Genomic DNA, 24974 nt, shown 5'->3' on the forward strand with positions numbered 1-24974 from the left:
ACGAAACGAAGCTCGCTGGAGCAATCCAGTCGTCAGGAAACGCCGGATACGTGATCCGTACGTCCGGTGTTGTGGGAGGACGGCGGGGGCAACCCCGCCTCCTACCCGATTGCCCGACTATCTCTCGGATATCCCCGTATTTGCGTTTTTTCCGCTCGCAGCCGTCGCCGGATTGCCCGATAATTCCTCCCCATGAACGCACCGTCCAAAGATCCCCAACTCGAGTCGCTGAAAGTCCCGCCGCATTCGATCGAAGCCGAGCAATCGGTGCTGGGCGGCCTGCTGCTCGATAACGCGGCCTGGGACCGCATCGCCGACTTCCTCGCGCAAAGCGACTTCTACCGCTACGACCACCGCATCATCTTCGAGCACATCGGCAAGCTGATTGCGGCCACGCGGCCGGCCGACGTGGTCACCGTCTACGAAGCGCTCGGCACCTCGGGCAAGGCGGAAGAGGTCGGCGGCCTCGCTTACCTGAACGCGCTCGCGCAGAACACGCCGAGCGCGGCCAACATCCGCCGCTATGCGGAAATCGTGCGCGACCGCGCGGTGCTGCGCCGGCTCGTGTCCGTCGCCGATGAAATCTCCGCCGACGCGTTCAACCCGCAAGGCAAGGAAGTCCGGCAATTGCTGGACGAAGCGGAATCGAAGGTGTTCTCGATCGCCGAAGACGGCGCGCGCGGCACCCAGGGCTTTCTCGAGATCGGGCCGCTGCTGACCCAGGTGGTCGAGCGGATCGACACGCTCTATCACACCGCCAATCCGAGCGACGTGACCGGCACGCCGACCGGCTTCGTCGATCTGGATCGTATGACCTCGGGCATGCACGGCGGCGAGCTGATCATCGTCGCGGGCCGTCCGTCGATGGGTAAGACGGCGTTTTCGATGAACGTCGGCGAATACGTCGCGGTCGAGTACGGACTACCCGTCGCGGTGTTCTCGATGGAAATGCCGGGCACGCAGCTCACGATGCGTATGCTGGGCTCGGTCGGCCGGCTCGATCAGCATCGCATGCGAACCGGGCGTCTGACCGACGAGGATTGGCCGAAGCTCACGCATGCGGTGCAGAAAATGAGCGAGGCACAGATCTTCATCGACGAAACCGGCGGTCTGAACCCGATGGAACTGCGCTCGCGCGCGCGCCGGCTATCGCGCCAGTGCGGCAAGCTCGGACTGATCATCATCGACTATCTGCAGCTGATGAGCGGCTCGTCGTCGGGCGAAAACCGCGCGACCGAGATCTCGGAAATCTCGCGTTCGTTGAAGAGCCTCGCGAAGGAGCTCGACGTGCCGGTGATCGCGTTGTCGCAGCTGAACCGCGGTCTCGAGCAGCGGCCCAACAAGCGGCCAATCATGTCGGACCTGCGCGAATCGGGCGCTATCGAACAGGACGCCGACGTGATCCTGTTCATCTACCGCGACGAAGTGTACAACCCGGACAGCCCCGACAAGGGCACTGCGGAGATCATCATCGGCAAGCAGCGGAACGGTCCGATCGGTCCCGTTCGGCTCACGTTCCACGGCCAATACACGAAGTTCGACAACTTTGCGGGCGCGCAGAACTTCTACGGCGGCGAGTGACGCAAGGCGCCGTGGGCTGTTGTAACGGCGCTGTCGCGAGTGCGGCAACGATGGCGGAACGGTACAATATGGCGCTTTTATGTCAGCCATAACGTGACCCATTTCCAGGATCCCAATGTTCGGTCGATTCATGCCCACCGAGGGCAAGTTCTTTGAAATCTTCAATTCGCACGCAACGTGCATCATCTCGGCAAGCCGCGAACTCGAACTCCTGATCGACAATCTGCAGGACGCCGAAACCCACAAGCAGAACGTACAAAAGGCCGAGAAAGCGGCCGACAAGCTCACGCACGAAGCCATCGACCTGCTGCACAAGACCTTCATCACGCCGCTCGACCGCGACGAGATCCACAAGCTGATCACGACGATGGACGACATCCTCGACCTGATGGAGGACGTCGCCACCGCGATCTCGCTGTACGACGTGCAAGCGGTCACGTCGGAGGCGAGCCAGCTCGCGCATATCTGCACGGCAACCTGCGAGCGCGTGCAGTTCGCGGTCAGCCTGCTGTCGGACATGAAGCAGGCGAGCCAGATCCTGAAGGCCTGCGAGGACATCGACCGGCTCGAATCGGAAGCCGACAGCGTGCTGCGCGCGGCGATGTCGAAGCTGTTCCGCGAGGAAGACGACGTCAAGGTCCTGATCAAGCTCAAGGCGATCTACGAGCTGCTCGAAACGATCACGGACAAGTGTGAGGATGTGGCCAACATCATCGAAGGCATCGTGCTGGAAAACGCATAATGCAATCGATACAACTCGCTATCTGGGTCGTCACCGGCCTGGTTGCCATTGCTTTGGTGTTCGACTTCATGAACGGTTTTCACGACGCGGCGAATTCGATCGCCACGGTCGTGTCGACCGGCGTGCTGAAGCCACAGCAGGCGGTGGCGTTCGCGGCGGCGTTCAACGTCATCGCGTATTTCGTGTTTCACCTGAAGGTGGCCGCGACCGTCGGCAAGGGCACGATCGACCCGGACATCGTCGACCACTACGTGATCTTCGGCGCGTTGGTCGGCGCGATCGCGTGGAACGTGATCACCTGGGTCTACGGCATTCCGTCCAGTTCGTCGCACGCGCTGATCGGCGGCCTCGTGGGTGCGGCGCTCGCGAAGTCGGGCTGGGGATCGCTGAACTGGGATGGCCTGATGAAGACCGTCGCGTTCATCTTCATTTCACCGCTGCTCGGCTTCGTGCTCGGCTCGTTTTTCATGCTGCTGGTGTCGTGGCTCTACTTCCGCACGCCGCCTAGCAAGGTCGACCGTCGCTTCAGGCGTCTGCAATTGTTCTCCGCTGGCCTGTACAGCCTGGGTCACGGTGGCAACGACGCGCAGAAAACCATCGGCATCATCTGGATGCTACTGATCGCCACCGGCTTCGCGTCGATGAAGGCGGACGCGCCGCCGCTGTGGGTGATCGGCGGCTGCTATCTGTCGATGGGTCTCGGTACGCTGTTCGGTGGCTGGCGCATCGTGCGCACGATGGGCCAGAAAATCACGAAATTGAAGCCGGTCGGCGGCTTCTGCGCGGAGGCGGGCGGAGCGATCACGCTTTTTACCGCCTCGGCGCTCGGCATTCCCGTCTCTACCACGCATACGATCACCGGCGCGATCGTCGGAGTCGGCGCGACGCAGAAGCTGAGCGCGGTGCGCTGGGGTGTCGCCGGCAACATCGTCTGGGCCTGGATTCTGACGATCCCGGCTTCCGCGGTGCTGTCCGGCGGGGCCTGGTGGCTGGGCCACCACTTCCTGTAATCACCATGCGATGCAGACCTGCGCTGCCGGGGTCGGCTGAGTTTAGCTGAACAGCACGCGCGGGCTTCGGCGACATGCCGCCCATGGCATCGCACCGGTGTCCCTACGCAGTTCGACTAAAAAGCGCGTTGCACGACGCGTTCAGATCAGCGGCGCATTCGCACCATCCATCGGAATGATCGCGCCCGTCACATAGCTCGCGCGGCGGCTCGCGAGGAACAGCGCCACGTCGGCGATTTCCTCCGGCTTTGCATAGCGCCCGAGCGGCATCCGGGCCTGGCCGCGCGCCAGCGCTTCGTCGTTGCCGATGCCTTGCTGCGCCGCTTCCAGCCGGACCGCTTCCTCGACGCGCTCGGTCAGCGTCGAGCCCGGATTGATCGCGTTGATGCGGATGCCATAGCGCGCGTAGTAGTGCGCGAGGCCGACGGTCGCGAGCATCAGCGCCGCGTTGGCCGCGCCGCCTGCGATATGGATGTCGCTCGCGACCTTGCCGCCCATGCCGATGATATTGACGATCGTGCCCGGCTCGGCACCGCCGTTGGCTTTCGCGCGCTCGGCCATACGGCGCAGCACTTCCTGCTGCGGATAGATATACGGGAAATACTTCGCTTCCATCGTCGCGCGGAATGCGTCGGCATCGAGCGTCTCGGGGTCGTACCGGCGCGCGGCGCCGGCACTGTTGATCAGTACGTCGATCGGGCCCACGGCGGTGCTGACTTCCTCGACGATATCGGCGGCGCTGTGCGCTTCGTGCAGGTCGGCGCGCGTGCGGTGCACGTGGAATCCTTCCTGTTTCAGCTGTTCGTAGGCGCGCGCAAGGTTGGCGGGGTCGCGCGACACGATCGCGACCTTCGCGCCTTCCTGTGCGAAGGCGCGCGCGCAGGCGAAACCGATGCCTTTGCTGCCGCCGGTGATGAGCACCACCTTATTTCTGAGCCCGAGTTCCATGGTCGTTACCCGCCGTCGAAAGAATATCGATGACGATAGCAGATCACGGCGTCAGAAGTTGCCGTTTGCGAAACGGGCAATCGGGTCGTCGCTGCTTTGCGTGGGTGCGGGCACGCCGTGGGAAGCCGTCGACGCACGCATGAGCTGCACGGATCCAGTGCCTTCGGTCTGCTGCATCTGCCGGGCCTGGCGTTCCGCGATGGAGGCGGGTGGCGGCGGTTCGAATGCATCGGCGGCGGCGTCGATCGGGTCGGGTGAAGGTTGGGCAAGGGTGCGGGCGGTCGTCGCGGACTGCATCGGTTGAGCGGGCGAACGAGCGCCGCTTTCATACGTGCTCGTCTGAGCCGCGGGGACCATCGTCGCTGCCACGGCGCCCGCTGAGCGTGCCTGCAGCTGCGCGGCGCCGAGGCCCGACGGCGGCGGCTCGAATTGATCGGCTTGCACGACGGGCGTGCCGCCGCCTGCACGGGTCGCCGGCGTCGCGCTCGCGACCGGCCGGGCCGTTGCCATCGACGACGCGCTGGACAGCGCCGTCGGGCCCGCGTAGATCGACGCTGCCGGAACTGCCACGGTTGTTGCCGTGCCCGTCGCCGCGACCGCAGCACCTCGCTCGGTTTGCGGCGCCGCAGCCTGATAGCTCGGCGTATCGAACGGCGCCGCCGGTCCCGCCATCCGGCGGATGCCGTCGAAGCGCTTCGCCCAGTAGGGATTGGTCAGATAGTCGAGCCGCACGGTGCCGCCCGTCGATGGCGCGTTGACGAAGCGCAGCTTGCCCACGTAGATGCCGACGTGCGAATGCGCGCGCCCCGTCGTGTTGAAAAAGATCAGATCGCCTGGCGCGATTTCGTCCGGTTCGATCGACTCGCCGCGCCCGCTCATCTCGGCCGTCGTGCGCGGCAGGTTCACCGACGCCGCGCGCAGCACGACGTACCGCACGAGCCCGCTGCAATCGAAGCCGCTGTCGGGCGTATTGCCGCCCCACCGGTAGGGCACGCCGACGAGACTCATCGCCTGAATGGAGATTTCCTCGCGGCCGATGCTGTGATCGACGAAGTGGGGAAAGCCGGGCGGCGGCGCGCGATAGGCGCCGTTCGCGACGACGCTGCCGCCTGACCCGCGCGACGTCTTCTGCGGCGCGCCGGCACAGGCGGCGAGCAGCAGGACGGGCAGCAGCGATAAGGCGAGTCGGCGCATGAAGACGGCACGGGCGGTAAGCGCCCATTTACTCACTGAGGATGTCGGGATGGTAGCCGCCCAACAAGGCCGCGGCAAGAATTGTTGATAAATTACTTGAAGTTTGTGCGCTAAATGTTGCCTGCGTGGAACGCCGGCGCAATAAAAAAGCCGCGTCCGGAACGAACCGGACGCGGCCTGCGATCAAAAGCCGGAAAAAACCGGCGAACCTCTAGAGAATCTCCGACGCGTAGTCAGCGAGGCGCGAGCGCTCGCCGCGCGCGAGCGTCACGTGTCCGCTGTGCGCCCAGCCCTTGAAGCGATCGACCACATAGGTCAGGCCCGAACTGCCCTCGGTCAGGTAAGGCGTATCGATCTGCGCGATGTTGCCAAGGCAGATGATCTTCGTGCCCGGACCGGCGCGCGTGACGAGCGTCTTCATCTGCTTCGGCGTCAGGTTCTGCGCCTCGTCGATGATCAGATACTTGTCGACGAACGTGCGGCCGCGCATGAAGTTCATGCTCTTGATCTTCAGGCGCGAGCGGATCAGCTCCTGGGTCGCGGCGCGGCCCCATTCGCCGGCGGCGTCGTCGGTTTTCTGCAGCACTTCGAGGTTGTCGTCGAACGCACCCATCCACGGCTGCATCTTTTCCTCTTCGGTGCCCGGCAGAAAGCCGATGTCTTCGCCGACCGGCACCGTCGCGCGCGTCACGATGATCTCGTTGTAGCGCTTGTCGTCGAGCACCTGCGCGAGACCCGCCGCGAGTGCGACCAGCGTCTTGCCGGTGCCGGCCTGGCCGAGCAGCGTGACGAAGTCGATGTCCGGATTCATCAGCAGGTTCAGCGCGAAGTTCTGCTCGCGATTGCGCGCCGTGATGCCCCACACGTTGTTCTTGTGGTGGCCGTAGTCACGCAGCGTTTGCAGCAGCGCGGTCTTGCCGTTCAGTTCGCGCACCAGCGCATGAAACGCGGGCTCGCCGTTCTGCGGCTCCAGATAAACGAACTCGTTGACCAGCATCGATGCGCACAGCGGACCCGTCACGCGGTAGTACGTGGTGCCGGTTTTCGTGTCCTGCCAGCTTTCCATGCCCTTCGCGTGCCTGGTCCAGAAGTCTTGCGGCAGGGCGCGGATGCCCGTGTACAGCAGGTCGCTGTCCTCGAGCACCTGGTCGTTGAAGTAGTCTTCGGCGGGCAGACCGAGCGCATGCGCCTTGATGCGCATGTTGATGTCTTTCGACACCAGCACGACCTGGCGATCCGCGCGATCGCGCTGCAGCGCGCGCACGACGCCGAGGATCTGGTTGTCGGCCTTGCCTTCGGGCAGACCTTCGACCGGCTCGATCGCGGTCAGGCGGGTCTGGAAGTACAGCCGCCCGGAGGCCTCGCGGCTGCCCAGACGCGCGAGCGAAATGCCGTCGGCCATGTCGCCCGCGTTCGCGACGAGCGCGTCGAGCGTGCGGCTCACCTGACGCGCGTTACGCGCGACTTCCGACATTCCCTTCTTGTGGTTGTCGAGCTCTTCCAACGTCATCATCGGCAGATAGACGTCGTGCTCCTCGAAGCGGAACAGGCAGCTCGGATCGTGCATCAGCACGTTGGTGTCGAGCACGAAAAGCTTCTGCACCTCGGCTGGCGTGGCGCCCGCGCCACGTTTCTTGCGCGTGGCGGCAGGGCTCGCTGCGGCGGGCGCGGCGGCTGTTTCGTCCGTCCGCTGCTTCGCGGCAGGCGCGCGTGCGACGATCGGCTGCGCTTCTGTCGCGTCGGCTTCGAACTGCGGGCGTGCGGACGGAACCGGCTGCAACAGCGCGGCGGTCTGCCTCGCCTTGCGGCCGCGCGCGGGCGCGGGTTGCGCGGCGGGCGGCGACTCGACGGCGGGCACGGGCCACAACGTGGTGGCGGCGTTGGCAGCGTGCGCCATCGGTGTGGCGACATTGACGCGGCCGTAATCGGCCGACTCTGCGGATTCCCCTTCACGCGCCTGTTTTTTCGCGGCGGAGCGCGCGGGCGTGACGGCTTTGGCCTTGTATTCGTCAGGCGACAAAAGATTGCCGAGCTTGTTGGGGGGAGTAGGCAAAGGCATGGTTTCCCTCGAAATGATCGGGTCACATATCGTGCGCCGCCCGTCGCATTCTGACGATGCCCTCATGGGACATCGAGTTTGCGCGAGGAGGCGCGCATTCGGTCTAGAGATGCCGGTTCGCCTGGTTTTCGATAGGCTCCTTGACGGAAGCGCGTGAACCGATGAACGAACGGTCGCGCGCAATTAAAAAAGCCGCCGCCCCGGCATTCGGGGCAAGCGGCTCGACGATGATGCTCACGTTGCGCCTCACGCTCCGAACGGCACCGGTGGATCCGGTCAGGCGGCCGTCAGGGCTGGCGCAGCGGAGAACAATGTGGGGTGGACAGGCACTCATTGCGGGCCAATATAACGCGCATCAAAGCGCTTGTACAGCCTCCAGAATGTCGTCGACGTGGCCCGGCACTTTAACGCCGCGCCACTCGTGGCGCAGCACGCCATCGGCGTCGATGAGGAACGTGGAGCGCTCGATTCCCCGTACCTCTTTGCCATACATTTTCTTCATTTTAATGACGGCGAAGAGGGCGCACAGCGTTTCTTCCGGGTCGGAAATCAGCGGGAAGGGTAGTTCGAGCTTAGCCTTGAAGTTGTCATGCGAACGCAGGCTGTCGCGCGACACGCCGATCACTTCCGCGCCGGCTTTCTTGAACTTCGGATACAGATCGCGGAACTGCAACCCTTCGGTCGTGCAGCCCGGCGTGTTGTCCTTCGGATAGAAATACAGCACCACCTTCTTGCCCCGCAGCTTTGACAGCGTGATTTCGCCGCCCGTCGCGGCGGCGGTGAAGTCGGGGATGGGTTGGTCGACTGCGATGGACACGAGGTTCTCCGGTTGTTGGGGCTGGCGTCGCTAGGTGCCGCGGCGTCGGCCGGTCTGTCGTCGAGGTTGTTGTTGTTCGGGAATACGGTCGGCGCGCGGTTGTCCGATCGTCAGACCCGGCAAGGAAGCGGGTGACAGGCGGGCAACAGGCCGGCAACGGGCGGGCAACAAGCGGCGCGCCTTCTAACGGCTCCCGCGTCGCGGGCCTTCAGGGCTGGACGATCAGTTCGCCGGAGCGTCCCGGAATCTCGCCCCACGCGACAGGGTACGATGGCAGCGTGTCGCGGTCTAGCGTGGCGTAGTAATCGCCCATCGTCGCGAACGTGTGGCCCTGGGCGCGCCAGCCTTCGAGCAACTGTTCGAAAACCGGCGCGAGTTTCTGTCCTTCGAGTTCCGCGTGCAGCGTGAACACCTGGTCGTGCGGATTTTTTTCAGTTCGTTTCAGCATCCACGCGGCGACGTTGTGCGTATCGACACCATCGACACCGAGCACTTCGTCGAGCGTCGGGAGCGTGGTCGGCATCTGCACGTGCTTCAGCGTCCTGCCGTCGACCACCGGCAGATATGGCGAGTGGCCGCGGCCGTCGGAAGCGTAGCGCATGCCCCACGCGTCGATCTGCTCGAACGCGTGGCCGTTCATCTGCCAGCCCGCGGCGCCGTGCGTGACGGGCGGCGCGCCGAATATCTCGATGAACCGCGCGTGGCTCCGCTGCATCTGCGCGACGGTCCACGCGCGATCTTTGGCGCGCACGTTGTCCTGCCAGTACACGTGATCCCACGTATGGATGCCGCACTCGAAGCCGGCTTCGTGGATCGCGCGCATCTCGGCCGCGGCCTTCGCGCCGATGTCCGGACCGGGCAGCAGCACGCCGTACATCAACTGCCTGAGGCCGTAATGCTCGACCACCGACGTGCGCGACACCTTCTTCAGAAAGCCCGGCCGCAGCACGCGGCGCATCGCCCAACCGGTGTGGTCGGGCCCGAGGCTGAACAGGAAGGTGGCGCGCGCCTTGAAGCGGTCGAAGATGCGCGCGAGATTCGGCACGCCTTCGCGGGTGCCGCGCAGCGTGTCGACGTCGATCTTCAGGACGATGCGAGCCAAGGACGCGCCCTTATTGCTGTTCGACGAGTGCGCGGGCTTCCGCGACGTGGCCGCGATACGCTTCGAAAATCTTGCGCAGCGCTTCGTCGAAAGTCGACGTGGGTGCCCAGCTGAGTTCCTGCTTCGTATTGTCGATCTTCGGCACGCGGTTCTGCACGTCCTGATAGCCGTTGCCGTAGTACGCGCCCGACGACGTTTCGACCAGTTGCACTTTCCTGGCCAAGTCCGCGTATTCGGGGAATTCGGCCGCGAGTGCCAGCATCTTGTGCGCGAGCTCACGCACCGAGAAGTTGTTGATCGGGTTGCCGATGTTGTAGATCTTGCCGGTGGCGACGCCGTTCTTGTTCTCGATGATCTTCATCAGCGCGCTGATGCCGTCGTCGATGTCCGTGAACGCGCGCTTCTGCGCGCCGCCATCGACGAGGCTGATGTTCTCGCCGCGCACGATGTGGCCGAGGAACTGCGTGACCACGCGCGAGCTACCTTCCTTCGGCGTGTAGATCGAGTCGAGGCCCGGGCCGATCCAGTTGAACGGACGAAACAGCGTGAAGTTCAGGCCTTCCATGCCGTAGCCCCAGATCACGCGGTCCATCAGCTGCTTCGAGCACGCGTAGATCCAGCGCGGCTTGTTGATCGGGCCGTACGACAGCTGCGATTCTTCCGGATCGAACTGCTCGTCCGTGCACATGCCGTAGACCTCGGAGGTCGACGGAAACACCAGATGCTTGCCGTACTTGACGGCTGAACGCACGATCGGCAGGTTCGCCTCGAAGTCGAGTTCGAACACGCGCAGCGGCTGCTTCACATACGTTGCGGGCGTGGCGATCGCGACGAGCGGCAGAATCACATCGCACTTCTTGACGTGATATTCGACCCATTCCTTGTTGATCGTGATGTCGCCTTCGAAGAAGTGCATCCGCTCATGATTGACGAGGTCGCCGAGACGTTCGGTCTGCATGTCCATCCCGAACACTTCCCAGTCGGTGGTTTCGAGAATGCGTTTGGACAGGTGATGGCCGATGAAGCCATTCACACCCAGAATCAGGACTTTTTTCATGAATGAGATTGGATGAGCTGGGCGAATTCCGCCGGACTGACGGCAGACTCGCCGCCGTCGTGCTGATGCCGCAATTCGTGGATGTTGATCGCGCGGCCGTCGCCGCAGATCGCGAAAACGGCATTATCGCTTACGTGCAGGCCCAGGGGCAAATCCGAGCGGAGCGCGCCGGGCGCGGCCAGACGCGCGCGCGCGACGATGAAACGGCGTCCGTTCAGCTCGGTGAAAGCGCCCGGATACGGCGGCGCGACCGCGCGGATCAGGTTGTAGACCTGTTGCGCGGACTGATTCCAGTCGATGCGGCCGTCTTCCGGTTTGCGCCCGCCGTAGTAGCTGCCATGCGCGAGATCGTTCGGCAGATGCGGCGCCTCGCCCGCGAGCAGCGCCGGCAGCACGCGCCACAGCGTTTGCTCGGCGGCGACCGTGACCTTGTCGAAGACCTGCGCGGCGGTGTCGTCGGGCAGGATCGGCACCGGTGTTTGCGCAATGATCGCGCCGGCGTCGGGCTTCGCGGCCATTTCGTGCAGCGTTGCGCCGGTTTCGTTTTCGCCGTTGAGCACCGCCCAGTTGGTCGGCACGCGGCCGCGATACTTCGGCAACAGCGAGCCGTGCATGTTGTAAGCGCCCCGTGCGGCGATCGCGAGCAGGTCGAGCGGCAACATGTGGCGGTAGTAGAACGAGAAGATGAAGTCCGGCCGCGCGGCGCTCACCGCGGCGCGCAGTTCGGGGCTCTTCGGATCGGCCGGCGTGACGACGGCAATGCCGTGCCCGGCTGCCACCGATGCGACGCTGCCGAACCAGATGTTCTCGCTCGGGTTGTCTTCGTGGGTCACGACGAGCGCGACCTCGACGCCGCGCGCGAGCAGCACCTGCAGGCAGCGCACGCCGACGTTGTGATACGCGAATACGACGGCGCGCGGCTTCATGGATGGTGTCCCTGGTCGGCGACCGGCACCGGCTGCACGCCTTGCACGACGGTCTGACGCGGCGCTTCGGCGACGGCCCCGCCGTCGCGTTGCTCGAGAATGGTCTGCACCAGATAACGCGGCCGCGCACGCACCTGCTGATAGATCCGGCCGATGTATTCACCGAGCAGGCCGAGCGCGAAGATGATCACGCCGAGCAGGAAGAACGTGATGGCGAACAGCGTGAACACACCTTGCACTTCCGCGCCGATGACGAAACGGCGAATCAGCAGCAGGACGAACAGCGCCGCGGACCCTAGCGACAGGATCACGCCGATGAACGACAGCCATTGCAGCGGCACCACCGAGAAGCCGGTGACGAGGTCGAAATTCAGACGGATCAGCGAGTACAGCGAGTACTTCGACTCACCGGCGAAGCGTTCCTCGTGCGCGACCTCGATTTCCACCGGATTCTGCGCGAACGTGTACGCGAGCGCCGGGATGAACGTGTTGATTTCGCCGCAGCGGTTGATCGTATCGACGATATGGCGGCTGTAGGCGCGCAGCATGCAGCCCTGGTCGGTCATCTTGATGCGCGTGATGCGCTCGCGCAGATGATTCATCGCGCGCGACGCCTTGCGGCGCCACAGGCTGTCCTGGCGCTGCCGACGGATCGTGCCGACGTAGTCGAAACCTTCGCGCATCTTCGCGACGAGCTTGCCGATTTCCTCGGGCGGATTCTGCAGGTCGGCGTCGAGCGTGATCACGATGTCGCCGCGCGACTGCTCGAAGCCCGCGAGAATCGCCATGTGCTGGCCGTAGTTGCCGTTCAGCAGGATCACGCGCGTGGTGTCGGGGCGCGCGCGGAACTGCCCGGCGAGCAGCGCCGCGGATTTGTCGCGGCTGCCGTCGTTGATGAAGATCACTTCATAACCGGTGCCGAGCGCGTCGAGCGCCGGATAGAGGCGCGCGAACAGCGCGCCCAGTCCGGCTTCCTCGTTGTACACCGGAATGATGATCGACACTTCCGGTGCGACGGCGCGATGTTCCGAATAAGTCATGTCCGCTTATTTTCCGTAGTGTTCGCAAATTTCGTTGACCGCGCGGCACACGCGCTCGACGTCGCCTTCGTTCATCAGCGTGAAGAGTGGCAGCGTGACGGTGGTGGCGCCGAAGCGCTCCGCGTGCGGGAACATGCCTTCCTTGAAGCCGCGCGCGCGGTACAGGGAAAACAGGTGCAGCGCCGGGTAGTGCACGCCCGAGCCGATGCCGCGCTCCTTCAGCTCGCCCATGAAGCCGGCGCGGTCGATCGACAGTTTTTCGAGCGGCAGCGTGATCTGGAACATGTGCCAGTTGCTGTTTTCGAAGTCCGCGGGCGGCAGGCCGACGCCGAGCTGAACGGCCGCGCCGCCTTCGAGTTGCGCGAAGTACGCGCGCACGAGCTTCTTGCGCTGCGCGATGAAGCGCTCGAGATGCGGCAGCTGGCCGAGGCCGACACGCGCGGCGACGTCGGTCAGGTTGTACTTGCCGCCGAGCACGTCGCAGTCCATGCCGTCGAAGCCGGTGCGCGTGATGCCCTGCAGCCGGTACTTCTGCGCGAGCACCGCTTCTTCCTCGTTGTTCAGCACCAGCGCGCCGCCTTCGACCGAGGTCAGGTTCTTGTTCGCGTGGAAGCTGAACGACACGATGTCGCCGAGCTTGCCGATGCGCTCGCCGTTCCAGGTGGAGCCGAATGCCTGCGCGGCGTCTTCGATCACGCGCAGCTCGTGCGCGCGGGCGATCCCGTACAGACGGTCCATGTCGACCGGCAGGCCCGACAGGAACACCGGCAGCAACGCCTTGGTGCGCGGCGTGATCGCTTTTTCGAGCAGGTCGAGATCGATGTTGCGCGTGATCGGGTCGATGTCGGCGAACACTGGCGTCGCGCCGGTTTCGAGGATCACGTTGCAGGTCGACACCCAGGTGGCCGGCGTTGTGATCACTTCGTCGCCGGGACCGACGCCGGCGATGCGCAGGCCGATTTCGAGCGTCGCGGTACCGGAATTGAAGGTGCGCACCGGGCGGCCGCCGCAGAACTCGGACAGCGCGGCCTCGAACTTCTGGTTCTGCGGGCCGGTGGTGATCCAGCCGGAACGCAGCACGTCGGCGACGCCCTGGATCGTTTCCTCGTCGATCTCGGGTTTGACAAACGGCAAAAACGGGACTTGTGACTGGCTCATGAATGCATCGCTCGATTGAAAGGGGCGCGGCCCGACGGGCGCGAAGTAAACCACAAACTACCCGCAAACCCAAGGCCGCGGCTTAAAAAACGCAACCGCTCAGCTTACCGCGGCCTACCTTACGTCACGCTTAGGCGGCGCGTGTGCCGCGCCGGTTCCTACGCGGGGCGCCGCGCCTAGCTGCGCGCGAGCACGACCACGCCGACGAGAATGATGCCGATGCCGACCAGCTTCTGCACCGACATCACTTCGCCGAACAGGTACCACGCGGCGATCGCGTTGACGACGTAGCCCAGTGACAGCATCGGATAGGCGATCGACACGTCCACGCGCGAGAGCCCGATGATCCACACCGCCACGCTGATCACGTAGCAGGCGAGTCCGCCGATGATCGGCGGCTGGGTTGCCAGCTTGAAGCCGATGGGCAGGATGTTCGCACGGGTGAATTCGAAGTGTCCAACGGCATTCGTGCCGGCCTTGAGCAGCAGCTGCGCGCCGGCATTCAGCGTGACGCCGGCCAGGATGCAGAACAGGGAAATCGGGTTCATCGAACGGTCTGGTTCTCGAAAGGGTTAGGGCTTTGCCGCGGGCGTGGAGACGGGGGCCGGCGTGGCCGATGCCGCGGGCCTCACTTCCACGACTGCCGAGGCGGCGTTAGCGGGGGTAGCGGGGGTAGCGGGTGCTGCCGCCGCCGCTGCGGCCGGGGCGGCGGCAGCCGCGTCGGCGAGCGGCTTCATCACCACCACGCGGCGCGGATCGCGCGCGATCACCTGCATCGGCACGCCTTGCTTGACGAGGCGGTCGTAGGTCGGCGGCGGGATCAGCGCGAGCGCGTAGCGATCGGCCTTCCAGCGCTCGATCCACGCGTCGACCGTCGGCACCCATTTTTGCGGCTCGACGGACACGCCGAATGCGAGCTCGTCCGGGTGCGCGACCATGATCATCGTGTGGCCGACGTAGAACGGCAGCGTGTGATCGAGCACGCCGACCGAGTAGAACGGCGTGTCGGGCGGCAGCTTCGCGAGTTCGGCCTTGATCGCGGGCGCGAGCGGCGCGCCGGAACTCAGGCGCCCGAACACGTCGTGGCCGGTGCCCGCGATGGTGCCGAGCAGCAGCCAGCCCGCGCCGAACGCGGCGAGGCTGCCGAGACCGACTCGCGCGTTGGCGCCCACGCCGCCCTGGCCGCGGCGGTTCAGCCACAGCGCGAACAGCGTGAGCACGAACGCGACGGCTAGCGCGGCGAGCACCCACACGCGGTATTCGGCATACAGCTCGGCCGGATTGCGCGCAGTGCCGAAGCGCGGCAGGAACAGCGCCGCGAACGCGGCGACCACGAAAAACAGCGCGTAGCCCGCCAGATGCCGGCGCAGCTGCTCGCGCGTGACGAGCGGCAGATACATGCCGATCAGCATCGCGATCGGCGGCGCGATCGGCAGCGTGTAGGACAGCAGCTTCGAGTGCGACGCGCTGAAGAACAGGAAAATGAAGACGATCCACGTGAGCATCAGCGTGACCGGCGCGAAGCCGTTCGGCTGACGCGGCTGGCGCCACGCGTGGCGCACGCTTTGCACGGTTACCGACAGCCACGGCAGGAAGCCCACCAGCAGTACTGGCACGAAGTAGTAGAACGCGCCGGGGCGATTCTGCTCGGGCGTCAGATAGCGCTTGAACTGCTGAACGACGAAGAAGAAGTTCAGGAATTCCGGATTGCGCTGCTGCACGAGGACGAACCACGGCGTCACGATCGCGAGAAAAACGATCAGCCCGCTCACCAGATGCAGACGCTTCCACAGCGCCCAGTCGCGCGCGATCAGCGTGTAGAGCACCAGCACCGCGCCCGGCAGGATCAGCCCAACCAGGCCCTTCGAGAGCACCGCCAGCGCCATCGACGCCCAGCACACCCACATCCAGCCGCGCACGCATGGGGGCCGCAGGTTCGGGCGCTGGGCGAGCAGCAGCGCGCACAGCGTGAGCGCCATCCAGAGCGACAGGCCCATGTCGAGCGTATTGAAGTGGCCCATCAGGTTCCAGTACGGCGAACAGGCGAGCACGAGTGCCGCGAACACGCCGGTCGCCGCGTTGAACACGCGGGCGCCGGTAAAGCCGATCAGCAGCACGCCGGCGAAGCCCGTCAGCGCGGTGTAGAGACGCGCCTGCCATTCGCCGATGCCGAACCACGCGAACGTCAGCGCGTTCGCCCAGGTTTGCAGCGGCGGCTTCTCGAAGTACTTGTAGCCGTTGTAGCGCGGCGTGATCCAGTCGCCGGTCAGGAACATTTCGCGCGCCATTTCGGCGTAGCGGCCTTCGTCGCTCGGCAGCAGATGGCGCCAGCCGAGCGGCACGAACCAGATCACGGCGAGAACCAGCACCAGCAACAGGATCGCGGTGCGATTGAGCGGTAGCCTCGACGGCGTATCGTTCATGAAATATCAACCCTTCTTGTTATCGACGGCGCGCGCACGGGCGCGACGCGGGGGGCCAGAACCGGGCCGGCCGGGCGCGCCGGCGCCAGGCACGCTCAGGCCTCGATCAGCAACGCGGCCGCGACCTTGCGGCCCTCGGCCATCAGAATGTTGTAGGTGCGGCAGGCGGCCTTGAAGTCCATCGTTTCTACGCCGATGCGTTTCGCGGTCAGCGCGGCGGTCAGGCGCGGGTGCGGAAAGCGCAGCCGCTCGCCGCTGCCGAACACGACCACTTCGGGCGCGGCGTCGACCAGCATCGCGAAATGCTCGGCGCTCAACTGCTCGAACGACGAGACGGGCCAGGGAATGACCGGCGCGTCCGGCAGCACGAGAATACTGCCCGCGTGACGCACCAGATTGATTTCGACGTAGTCGGCGCCGTAGCCGGTAACGGTATTGAGCGCGCCGCTGGAATCCTGATGTAATTTCAAATTGGTTTTCCGAAGTCGTCGTGAGACGTCATGCGTGTTGCCGGCCTGGCTGCACGTCGCACAGGCCGCGCGGTTCGACGCGTGTCACACACGAGAAGGCCGAAAAGGCTTGCCGATGCGGTGGTGCATTGCGGAAGTCGGCCAAAATCCGCTAAATTATAACTTTTTAGCCGCCTTGCGGCGCCCCTCGCTCAAGTGCCGCCACAAGCCGCGCTGGGCACATCGGCGTGGCCCACCGGCCACCTGGGTTGGCATCGCCCGCTTTCGCTGCGTTTTTTTCCACGCCGGAACCCGGAAAGCCGCGGCCGCTCGACAGTTCGACCCATTTCGCGGCTGGCCGCCGTCGCCGCCGCGTCCGAATTCCCCGTAGCGGTGAATCAGAGCGGCCCGGCGTCGTCAGCCAGGCCCCGTTTGCCCAAGGTTTGCCCCAGCCATCAACCAGGATGAAGTGCCCGCCGTGAAACCGATTCTCAAATCCAACAAGTTGTTGAATGTCTGCTACGACATTCGCGGGCCCGTCCTCGAACATGCGAAGCGGCTCGAAGAAGAGGGTCACCGCATCATCAAGCTGAACATCGGCAATCTGGCACCGTTCGGCTTCGAGGCGCCGGACGAGATCATTCAGGACATGATCCTGAACCTGCCCAGCTCGTCGGGCTACTCCGACTCGAAGGGCGTGTTCGCCGCGCGCAAGGCGATCATGCACTACACGCAGAAAAAGGGCGTGCACGGCGTCGAACTGGACGACGTCTACCTCGGCAACGGCGCGTCCGAGCTGATCGTGATGGCGCTCCAGGGCCTCGTCAACGACGGCGACGAAGTGCTGCTGCCCGCGCCCGATTACCCGCTGTGGACCGCCGGCGTGAGCCTCGCGGGCGGCACGCCGGTGCACTACATCTGCGACGAGTCGAATAGCTGGATGCCCGACCTCGATGACATCCGCGCGAAAATCACGCCGAACACGCGCGCGCTGGTCGTGATCAACCCGAACAACCCGACCGGCGCGCTGTACTCGGACGAACTGCTGCTCGGCCTGATCGAGATCGCGCGCCAGCACGGCCTCGTGATCTTCGCCGACGAGGTGTACGACAAGATCGTCTACGACGGCAAGACGCACACGTCGCTGGCGTCGCTGTCCGAAGACGTGCTGACCGTCACGTTCAACAGCCTGTCGAAGAGCTACCGCTCGTGCGGCTATCGCGCCGGCTGGATGGCCATTTCGGGCCTGACCGGCGAGAACCGCCGGCTCGCGAAAGACTATCTGGAAGGGCTCGGCATCCTCGCGTCGATGCGGCTGTGCCCGAACGTGCCCGGCCAGTACGCGATCCAGACCGCGCTCGGCGGCTATCAGAGCATCAACGACCTGATCGTGCCGGGCGGGCGCCTGTACAAGCAGCGCGAGCTCGCCTACGACATGCTGACGGCGATCCCCGGCGTGAGCTGCGTGAAGCCCGAGGCGGCGCTGTACATGTTCCCGCGCCTCGACCCGAAGGTGTATCCGATCCAGAACGACCAGCAGTTCATCCTCGACCTGCTGCTCGAAGAGCGCGTGCTGCTCGTGCAGGGCACTGGCTTCAACTGGAAGACGCCGGATCACTTCCGTGTCGTGTTCCTGCCGAACGTCGACGACCTCGCGGATTCGATCAACCGGATCGCGCGCTTCCTCGACGGCTACCGCAAACGTCACACAGCCTGAGCCGGGGTCGCGTACGATGTGGCGCCTGATGTGTCAAATGAGGCGCGCCGCTCGTGCCACCCCCGACACCCTTTTCAACCCTCTACTAGAAACACACGCTGCATGGAACCGATCAAAGTTGGACTGCTGGGCTTCGGCACGGTAGGCAGCGGGACCTTCACGGTACTGCGCCGCAATCAGGAAGAAATCAAACGTCGCGCGGGTCGCGGCATCGAGATTGCGCGCATTGCCGTGCGCAACCCGGCCAAGGCGACCGCGGCGCTCGGCGGCGAAGCCGGCAGCGTGGCGCTGACCGATGACTTCAACGCGGTCGTCGACGATCCTTCGATCGCGATCGTCGCGGAAATGATCGGCGGCACCGGCATCGCGCGCGACCTCGTGCTGCGCGCGATCAACAACGGCAAGCACGTGGTCACCGCCAACAAGGCGCTGCTCGCGGTGCATGGCACGGAGATTTTCGAGGCGGCGCGCGCGAACGGCGTGATGGTCGCGTTCGAGTCGGCGGTGGCGGGTGGCATTCCGATCATCAAGGCACTGCGCGAAGGGCTGACGGCGAACCGCATCCAGTACATCGCGGGCATCATCAACGGCACGACGAACTACATCCTGTCGGAGATGCGTGACCGTGGGCTCGATTTCGCGACCGCGCTGAAGGCCGCGCAGGAGCTCGGCTACGCGGAAGCCGACCCGACCTTCGACATCGAGGGCGTCGACGCGGCGCACAAAGCGACGATCATGAGCGCGATCGCGTTCGGCGTGCCGGTGCAGTTCGACCGCGCGTACGTCGAAGGCATCAGCAAGCTCGCCGCGATCGACATCAAATACGCCGAGGAGCTCGGCTACCGCATCAAGCTGCTCGGCATCACGCGCCGCACCGACAAGGGCATCGAGCTGCGCGTGCACCCCACGTTGATTCCGGAAAAGCGCCTGCTTGCGAATGTGGAAGGCGCGATGAACGCGGTCGTCGTGCATGGCGACGCGGTCGGCACGACGCTGTACTACGGCAAGGGCGCGGGCGCCGAGCCGACGGCTTCCGCCGTGGTCGCCGATCTTGTCGACGTGACGCGTCTGCACACGGCCGACCCCGAGCACCGCGTGCCGCATCTGGCATTCCAGCCGGACAGCCTGTCGAACACCCCGATCCTGCCGATCGAAGAAGTCACGAGCGGCTACTACCTGCGCCTGCGCGTCGCCGACGTGACCGGCGTGCTCGCCGACATCACGCGCATTCTGGCGGACACCGGCATTTCGATCGATGCGCTGCTGCAAAAGGAATCGGAGCTCGTCGACGCGAACGGCAAGGGCGAAACCGACATTCTGCTGATCACGCACGAGACGGTCGAAAAGCAGGTCAATGCCGCGATCAGGTCGATCGAGGCGCTCGAGACCGTCGTCTCGCAAGTCACGAAGCTGCGCATGGAAGCGCTGAACTAGGCCGAACTATGAACTACCTCTCCACGCGCGGCGCCGGAACCGGCGAGCGCCATACCTTCTCCGAGATCCTGCTCGGCGGTCTCGCGAAAGACGGCGGCCTGTATCTGCCGGCCGACTATCCGCGCGTTACCCCGGATGAACTCACGCGCTGGCGCACGCTGCCGTACGCGGATCTCGCCTTCGAGATCCTGTCGAAGTTCTGCGACGACATTCCCGCCGACGACCTGCGCGCACTGACGCGCAAGACCTATACGGCGGCGACCTACTGCAACGTGCGCGACGACGAAAGCGCCGCGCAGATCACGCCGCTGAAGACGCTCGGCGTCGAAGACGGCGCGCCGCTGTCGCTGCTCGAACTGTCGAACGGTCCGACGCTCGCGTTCAAGGACATGGCAATGCAGCTGATCGGCAACCTGTTCGAGTACGCGCTCGCGAAGCATGGCGAAACGCTGAACATTCTCGGCGCGACGTCGGGCGACACCGGCAGCGCCGCTGAATACGCGATGCGCGGCAAGAAGGGCATCCGCGTGTTCATGCTGTCGCCGTACAAAAAGATGAGCGCGTTCCAGACCGCGCAGATGTACAGCCTGCAAGACCCGAACATCTTCAACCTCGCGGTGCAAGGCGTGTTCGACGACGCGCAGGACATCGTGAAGGCGGTGTCGAACGATCACGCGTTCAAGGCGAAGTACAAGATCGGCACGGTCAACTCGATCAACTGGGCGCGGGTCGTCGCGCAGGTCGTCTATTACTTCAAGGGCTACTTTGCCGCGACGAAGTCGAACGCCGAGCGCGTGTCGTTCACGGTGCCGTCGGGCAACTTCGGCAACGTGTGCGCGGGTCATATCGCGCGCATGATGGGTCTGCCGATCGAGAAGCTCGTCGTCGCGACCAACGAGAACGACGTGCTCGACGAGTTCTTCCGCACTGGTATTTACCGCGTACGCAAGGCGGCCGAGACGTATCACACGAGCAGCCCGAGCATGGACATCTCGAAGGCATCGAACTTCGAGCGCTTCGTGTACGACCTGCTCGGCCGCGATCCGGCGCGCGTGCTGCAACTGTTCCGCGACGTCGAGGAGAAGGGCGGTTTCGATCTCGCGGCAAGTGGCGACTTCGCGCGCGTAAGGGAGTTCGGTTTCGTGTCGGGCAGCAGCAGCCACGACACCCGCGTCGACACGATCCGCGACGTGTTCCAGCGTTACGACACGATGATCGACACGCACACGGCCGACGGCGTGAAGGTCGCGCGCGAGCATCTGCAGTCCGGCATTCCGATGATCGTGCTCGAGACCGCGCAGCCGATCAAGTTCGGCGAGACGATCCGCGAGGCGCTGCTACGCGAGCCGGAGCGGCCGGCGGCGTTCTCGGGGCTCGAGTCGCTGCCGCAGCGCTTCGAGGTCGTGCCCGCGGATGCGCAGCGGGTGAAGGACTTCATCGTCGCGAATACCGGCGAATAAGGGCGAGCGGGCCGCGTGGGCCGTTTTACGGCTCACGCGGGATGCCGCGTGTCGCTTCACGTTGATCGACGCCCACGCCCGCACTACGAGAAAACGCTGGCCGCACCCTCCGCGGCCACGCATCGAAAAACACAAACAGCTCCCCATAACGCCCGGCCGCCCAGGCTAACGGCATCGGCCGCTACAATGTTCTTTTAACCTGCGGCTTCCACCCTCCAGATGTCCACACCCACGCCCCGCGCTCCGATGCTCGCCACTGCCGATGCGCTGGCGATCCTGCTCGACGCCGCGCGCGCGCTCGACGATATCGAAACGCTGCCGACGCTCGACGCGCTGAATCGCGTGCTCGCCACCGACGTCACGTCGCCGCTCGACGTGCCGCCGATGAACACGAGCGCGATGGACGGCTACGCGGTCCGCATCGCCGATCTCGCGCACGGCAGGCGCCTGCCGGTCTCGCAACGCATTCCGGCCGGCCATGCGCCGACGCCGCTCGCGCCCAACAGCGCGGCACGCATCTTCACCGGCGCGACGGTGCCCGCCGGCGCGGACGCGGTCGTGATGCAGGAGCAGACCGAGGCGGCTGGCGACGAGGTGACGATCGTGCATCGTCCGCAGGCGGGCGAGTGGATCACCGCACAGGGCGCCGATATTCGCGCGGGCTCGGTGATCCTGCCGGCCGGCACGCGGCTCACGCCGCAGGCGTTGGGGCTTGCCGCGTCGGTCGGATGCGCGCGGCTCGAGGTGCGCCGCCGCGTGAAAGTCGCCGTATTCTTCACCGGCGACGAACTGACGATGCCCGGCGAGCCGCTGAAGCCCGGCGCGATCTACAACTCGAATCGCTTCACGCTGCGCGGCCTGCTCGAGAAGCTCGGCTGCGACGTGACCGACTATGGCATCGTCGCCGATCAACTCGACGCGACCCGCGCGACGCTGCGCGAAGCCGCCGAGGCGCACGATCTGATTCTCACCTGCGGCGGCGTGTCGGTCGGCGAGGAGGATCACGTGAAGCCGGCGGTGGAGGCCGAAGGGCGTCTGTCGATGTGGCAGATCGCCATGAAGCCGGGCAAGCCGCTCGCGTTCGGCGCGGTGCGGCGTGGTGCGGGTGGTGCGGGTGGTGCGGGTGGTGCAAATGGGGGCGAGCCGGCCGAAACGTTTTTCATCGGCCTGCCCGGCAATCCGGTGTCGAGCTTCGTGACGTTCCTGCTGTTCGTGCGTCCGTTCGTACTGCGGCTGGCCGGCGTGCAGGCGGTCGCGCCGCGCGCGCTGTCGCTGCGCGCGGACTTCACGCAGGGCAAGGCCGATCGCCGCAACGAGTTCCTGCGCGCGCGCGTCAACGTGGCGGGAGGGCTCGATCTGTTTGCCAATCAGAGTTCGGCCGTGTTGACGTCGACCGTGTGGGGCGACGGTCTGGTCGACAATCCGCCGAACCACGCGATCAGCGCCGGCGAAACCGTGCGCTTCATTCCGTTTTCCGAACTGTTGAACTGAGGCCGGTCATCCGCGGCATGCGCGGCATAGACCGACGGTATCCCGATGAAGATTGAACTCCGATATTTTGCGAGCGTGCGTGAAGCGCTCAATACGTCCGACGAAAGCGTCGAGGTGCCCGACGGCATCGCGACCGTCGGCGATGTGCGCGCGTGGCTGCGCGTGCGTGGCGGCATCTGGGCCGAGACGCTCGCCGAAGGCCGCGCGCTGCGCATGGCCTGCAACCACGTGATGACCGGCGCGAGCACCCGCATCACCGAGGGCTGCGAGGTCGCGTTCTTTCCGCCCGTCACCGGCGGCTGAACCGCGCTCTCGCACATCACGTTCACGCTAGCGACAAAAGCCCTCAGGAGCTGTCCATGCCCGTTCGCGTCCAGACCGAAGACTTCGACCTCAGCGCCGAGGTGGCCGCGCTGCGCGCGCGCAATCCGAGGATCGGCGCGCTCGCGTGCTTCGTCGGCACCGTGCGCGATCTCAACGAGGGCAGCGCGGTCGAGACGATGGAGCTCGAGCATTATCCGGGCATGACGGAGAAGTCGCTCGAGGCGATCGTCGAGCGTGCGCGCGAACGCTGGCCTGGCATCGAGGTGCTGATCGTGCATCGCGTCGGCAAGCTGTATCCGCTCGATCAGATCGTGCTCGTTGCGACGACGGCCGCGCATCGCGGCGACGCGTTTGCGTCGTGTGAATTCGTGATGGACTATCTGAAGACCGAAGCGCCATTCTGGAAGAAGGAGAAAACCGACGCGGGCGAGCGCTGGGTCGACGCGCGCGTGACCGACGATGCCGCGCTCGCGCGCTGGGGAATCGATTCGGGAAATCGGACTCCGGAGTAAACGAGTCGCGGGCCGCGGAGTTGCGACGGCGCACGCGGCCTCCTTGTGTCAGGAGCGTCGGCGCCGGCCGACGTTCACTCGTCCCGCGAGCGTCCGGTGATCGGCACCGGGAACGGCTCCCCAGCCGGCCGCGACGGATGCTCGCCATCGTCGTCAACGTCGCCAACTCGCGGCCGACGCTTCGGCGCCACCCGCTCGAGCAGCGCCTGCTGCTCCGGCGGGATCTTGTAATCCCAGCCGAAACGGCTCAGTTGCAGACTCTGCGCAATCCGCAGCGCCGGCTCCATGAAACGGACCGCCGCGGCCGGCCGATAGCGCGATTCGACCGTATCGAGGAACAGATACAGCCAGCGGCTGAAATGCTGCGGCTCGATGCCTTCGAGCGGCTGATGCGCCTGCTGCACGTTGCCGCGATACTGCTTCGCGCCGAGCACGAGGCTGCTCCAGAATGTGCACATCTTCGGCAGATGGTCGTCCCAGCGGCCCGCGAGCTTCGCGTCGAAGACCGGACCGAGCAGCGGGTCGGCACGCACGCGATCGTAAAAGCCATAGACGAGGTCGCGGATATTGGCGTCGGTGGGTTCGGCCGCGCGTTCGACCGGCGGCGCGGCGGGGAAAGACGGATTCATGCGGATTCCAGAAAATTGCGGTTGCCGATGACGGCTGAACTGAACCTTGACCCCCCCGTTTTTCTAACAAACGGTTGATGCGGAAAAAGCTACTATTGCTATCCGAAACAGTATTGCAGCGCGATTCGGGGAACGACGCCCGCCGGCCACTCATGCCAGCCAGTCATGCCAGGGCGTAGCGCTCGTTCCCGGCAACCCTTGCCTCGACGCGGTTATCGGGACGTTCAAGGCGCTTGCTCGCAGCCTTTCAAGCTATACCGGGACCTATGAGACTTACCGACTATACGGATTACGCGCTGCGCGTGCTGCTGTACCTCGCGGTGCGGGGCGACGGATTATCGACGATTCAGGACATTTCGCAAGCCTACGGCATCTCGAAGAACCATCTGATGAAGGTCGTGCAGCAGTTGGGCGAGCTCGGCTGGGTCGAAACCGTGCGCGGCCGCAACGGCGGCTTGCGGCTCGGCGCGCAATCGCTGTCGCTGAGCGTCGGCGACGTGGTGCGGGTCACGGAAAGCGACTTTGCGCTGGTCGGCTGTCTGCCGGACCGGCAGGGCCAACAGCGGCCTTGCGTCATCACGACGCAGTGCCGGCTGCGTGGCGCGTTGCAGGCGGCGAACCTCGCTTTTCTCGCCGAGCTCGATCGTTTTACGATCGGCGAAGTCGCGCAACCGAAAAGTCCGCTCGCGGCGTTGCTCGGGTTAGGCTCCACGATTCAGATGGTGCCGCTGCCGATTACGGTGGTATCGGATAGCACGCGCGGCGGCAGTCCGGCGACGCTGGGCCGCAAGAACTAGAACATCCGGCCGGCTCCCGGGTGCGCAAACCCGCCCGGCCGCACCACAGGGGAAGGATCGCGGCAGTTCTTGCGCTCAAATGTCAAATAGTTGCGGCCGAGGCC

General features: G+C 65.1%; 24 protein-coding genes. 10 read left to right on the forward strand and 14 right to left on the reverse strand.

Annotated features, from left to right (window positions below):
* The first annotated feature begins 192 nt into the window (after window positions 1-192).
* The 3 genes from HWY30_RS35470 to HWY30_RS35480 all read left to right on the forward strand — a co-directional run bounded on the left by HWY30_RS35470 (window position 193) and on the right by HWY30_RS35480 (window position 3333).
* Entirely contained in the window at window positions 193-1581 is a 1389-nt protein-coding gene (locus HWY30_RS35470) for a replicative DNA helicase (RefSeq protein WP_090804563.1), read from the forward strand.
* A 115-nt stretch (window positions 1582-1696) separates the two neighbouring features.
* Window positions 1697-2323, forward strand: coding sequence for a DUF47 domain-containing protein (locus HWY30_RS35475; RefSeq protein ID WP_090804567.1), 627 nt, complete (start codon window positions 1697-1699; stop codon window positions 2321-2323).
* Window positions 2323-3333 carry an inorganic phosphate transporter gene (locus HWY30_RS35480; RefSeq protein ID WP_090804569.1) on the forward strand — a complete coding sequence of 337 codons (1011 nt, stop codon included), beginning with the start codon at window positions 2323-2325 and terminating at the stop codon, window positions 3331-3333. Before HWY30_RS35475 ends, HWY30_RS35480 begins: the two co-directional genes overlap by 1 nt.
* 141 nt (window positions 3334-3474) lie before the next feature.
* Here HWY30_RS35480 and HWY30_RS35485 read toward each other — a convergent pair whose 3' ends face one another.
* The 13 genes from HWY30_RS35485 to HWY30_RS35540 form a co-directional block, all read right to left on the reverse strand.
* Window positions 3475-4281, reverse strand: coding sequence for an SDR family oxidoreductase (locus tag HWY30_RS35485; protein ID WP_090804571.1), 807 nt, complete (start codon window positions 4279-4281; stop codon window positions 3475-3477).
* 51 nt (window positions 4282-4332) lie between these two features.
* Window positions 4333-5475 carry a C40 family peptidase gene (locus HWY30_RS35490; protein WP_090804573.1) on the reverse strand — a complete coding sequence of 381 codons (1143 nt, stop codon included), beginning with the start codon at window positions 5473-5475 and terminating at the stop codon, window positions 4333-4335.
* A 211-nt stretch (window positions 5476-5686) separates the two neighbouring features.
* Entirely contained in the window at window positions 5687-7534 is a 1848-nt protein-coding gene (locus tag HWY30_RS35495; protein ID WP_090804575.1) for a PhoH family protein, read from the reverse strand.
* 103 nt (window positions 7535-7637) lie between these two features.
* Window positions 7638-7772, reverse strand: a complete 135-nt coding sequence (locus HWY30_RS42595; protein ID WP_260321379.1) for a hypothetical protein — start codon at window positions 7770-7772, stop codon at window positions 7638-7640.
* Between the two features lie 117 nt (window positions 7773-7889).
* Window positions 7890-8351 carry a peroxiredoxin gene (locus HWY30_RS35500; protein ID WP_090804577.1) on the reverse strand — a complete coding sequence of 154 codons (462 nt, stop codon included), beginning with the start codon at window positions 8349-8351 and terminating at the stop codon, window positions 7890-7892.
* Window positions 8352-8559: 208 nt separating this feature from the next.
* Entirely contained in the window at window positions 8560-9453 is an 894-nt protein-coding gene (locus HWY30_RS35505) for a polysaccharide deacetylase family protein (protein ID WP_090804579.1), read from the reverse strand.
* Window positions 9454-9463: 10 nt separating this feature from the next.
* Window positions 9464-10510 carry a bifunctional UDP-4-keto-pentose/UDP-xylose synthase gene (locus HWY30_RS35510; protein ID WP_090804581.1) on the reverse strand — a complete coding sequence of 349 codons (1047 nt, stop codon included), beginning with the start codon at window positions 10508-10510 and terminating at the stop codon, window positions 9464-9466.
* On the reverse strand, window positions 10507-11436 hold the full coding sequence (locus HWY30_RS35515) for a formyltransferase (RefSeq protein ID WP_090804583.1): 930 nt from the start codon (window positions 11434-11436) through the stop codon (window positions 10507-10509). The genes HWY30_RS35510 and HWY30_RS35515 overlap by 4 nt, the downstream gene beginning before the upstream one ends.
* Complete coding sequence (locus HWY30_RS35520) at window positions 11433-12476, reverse strand: glycosyltransferase (RefSeq protein WP_090804585.1); 1044 nt, start codon at window positions 12474-12476, stop codon at window positions 11433-11435. The genes HWY30_RS35515 and HWY30_RS35520 overlap by 4 nt, the downstream gene beginning before the upstream one ends.
* A 6-nt stretch (window positions 12477-12482) precedes the next feature.
* Window positions 12483-13634, reverse strand: a complete 1152-nt coding sequence (locus HWY30_RS35525) for a DegT/DnrJ/EryC1/StrS family aminotransferase (RefSeq protein ID WP_090805742.1) — start codon at window positions 13632-13634, stop codon at window positions 12483-12485.
* A gap of 176 nt (window positions 13635-13810) precedes the next feature.
* Window positions 13811-14182: an SMR family transporter gene (locus HWY30_RS35530; RefSeq protein WP_013089326.1), complete on the reverse strand. Its 372-nt coding sequence runs from the start codon at window positions 14180-14182 to the stop codon at window positions 13811-13813.
* A 24-nt stretch (window positions 14183-14206) separates the two neighbouring features.
* Window positions 14207-16057 (reverse strand): ArnT family glycosyltransferase, encoded by a 1851-nt coding sequence (locus tag HWY30_RS35535; RefSeq protein WP_090804587.1) that lies wholly within the window; start codon window positions 16055-16057, stop codon window positions 14207-14209.
* A 95-nt stretch (window positions 16058-16152) separates the two neighbouring features.
* Window positions 16153-16527 carry an Mth938-like domain-containing protein gene (locus tag HWY30_RS35540; RefSeq protein ID WP_090804589.1) on the reverse strand — a complete coding sequence of 125 codons (375 nt, stop codon included), beginning with the start codon at window positions 16525-16527 and terminating at the stop codon, window positions 16153-16155.
* Window positions 16528-16975: 448 nt separating this feature from the next.
* Here HWY30_RS35540 and HWY30_RS35545 point away from each other — a divergent pair, with 448 nt between their 5' ends.
* The 6 genes from HWY30_RS35545 to HWY30_RS35570 all read left to right on the forward strand — a co-directional run bounded on the left by HWY30_RS35545 (window position 16976) and on the right by HWY30_RS35570 (window position 23444).
* Window positions 16976-18223 (forward strand): pyridoxal phosphate-dependent aminotransferase, encoded by a 1248-nt coding sequence (locus tag HWY30_RS35545; protein WP_090804591.1) that lies wholly within the window; start codon window positions 16976-16978, stop codon window positions 18221-18223.
* Between the two features lie 102 nt (window positions 18224-18325).
* The gene (locus HWY30_RS35550; RefSeq protein WP_090804593.1) at window positions 18326-19657 is read left to right on the forward strand and encodes a homoserine dehydrogenase; all 1332 of its coding nucleotides are present in this window, start codon (window positions 18326-18328) and stop codon (window positions 19655-19657) included.
* An 8-nt stretch (window positions 19658-19665) separates the two neighbouring features.
* A complete protein-coding gene (thrC, locus tag HWY30_RS35555) occupies window positions 19666-21117 on the forward strand; it encodes a threonine synthase (RefSeq protein ID WP_090804595.1) in 1452 nt (483 codons plus the stop codon).
* Window positions 21118-21363: 246 nt separating this feature from the next.
* Window positions 21364-22608, forward strand: a complete 1245-nt coding sequence (locus HWY30_RS35560; protein ID WP_090804597.1) for a molybdopterin molybdotransferase MoeA — start codon at window positions 21364-21366, stop codon at window positions 22606-22608.
* A gap of 45 nt (window positions 22609-22653) precedes the next feature.
* Window positions 22654-22911 carry a molybdopterin converting factor subunit 1 gene (gene moaD / locus HWY30_RS35565; RefSeq protein ID WP_090804599.1) on the forward strand — a complete coding sequence of 86 codons (258 nt, stop codon included), beginning with the start codon at window positions 22654-22656 and terminating at the stop codon, window positions 22909-22911.
* Between the two features lie 56 nt (window positions 22912-22967).
* Window positions 22968-23444 (forward strand): molybdenum cofactor biosynthesis protein MoaE, encoded by a 477-nt coding sequence (locus tag HWY30_RS35570; RefSeq protein ID WP_090804601.1) that lies wholly within the window; start codon window positions 22968-22970, stop codon window positions 23442-23444.
* 74 nt (window positions 23445-23518) lie between these two features.
* Here the strand turns inward: HWY30_RS35570 and HWY30_RS35575 are convergent, their stop codons facing one another.
* Window positions 23519-24073: a group III truncated hemoglobin gene (locus tag HWY30_RS35575; RefSeq protein ID WP_090804603.1), complete on the reverse strand. Its 555-nt coding sequence runs from the start codon at window positions 24071-24073 to the stop codon at window positions 23519-23521.
* Window positions 24074-24339: 266 nt separating this feature from the next.
* On the opposite strand from HWY30_RS35575, the gene HWY30_RS35580 reads away from it, so the two are divergent.
* The gene (locus HWY30_RS35580) at window positions 24340-24870 is read left to right on the forward strand and encodes an Rrf2 family transcriptional regulator (protein WP_090804605.1); all 531 of its coding nucleotides are present in this window, start codon (window positions 24340-24342) and stop codon (window positions 24868-24870) included.
* The last annotated feature ends 104 nt before the right edge of the window (window positions 24871-24974 follow it).

Source organism: Paraburkholderia tuberum STM678, assembly GCF_902833905.1.
GTDB classification, from domain to species: domain Bacteria; phylum Pseudomonadota; class Gammaproteobacteria; order Burkholderiales; family Burkholderiaceae; genus Paraburkholderia; species Paraburkholderia tuberum.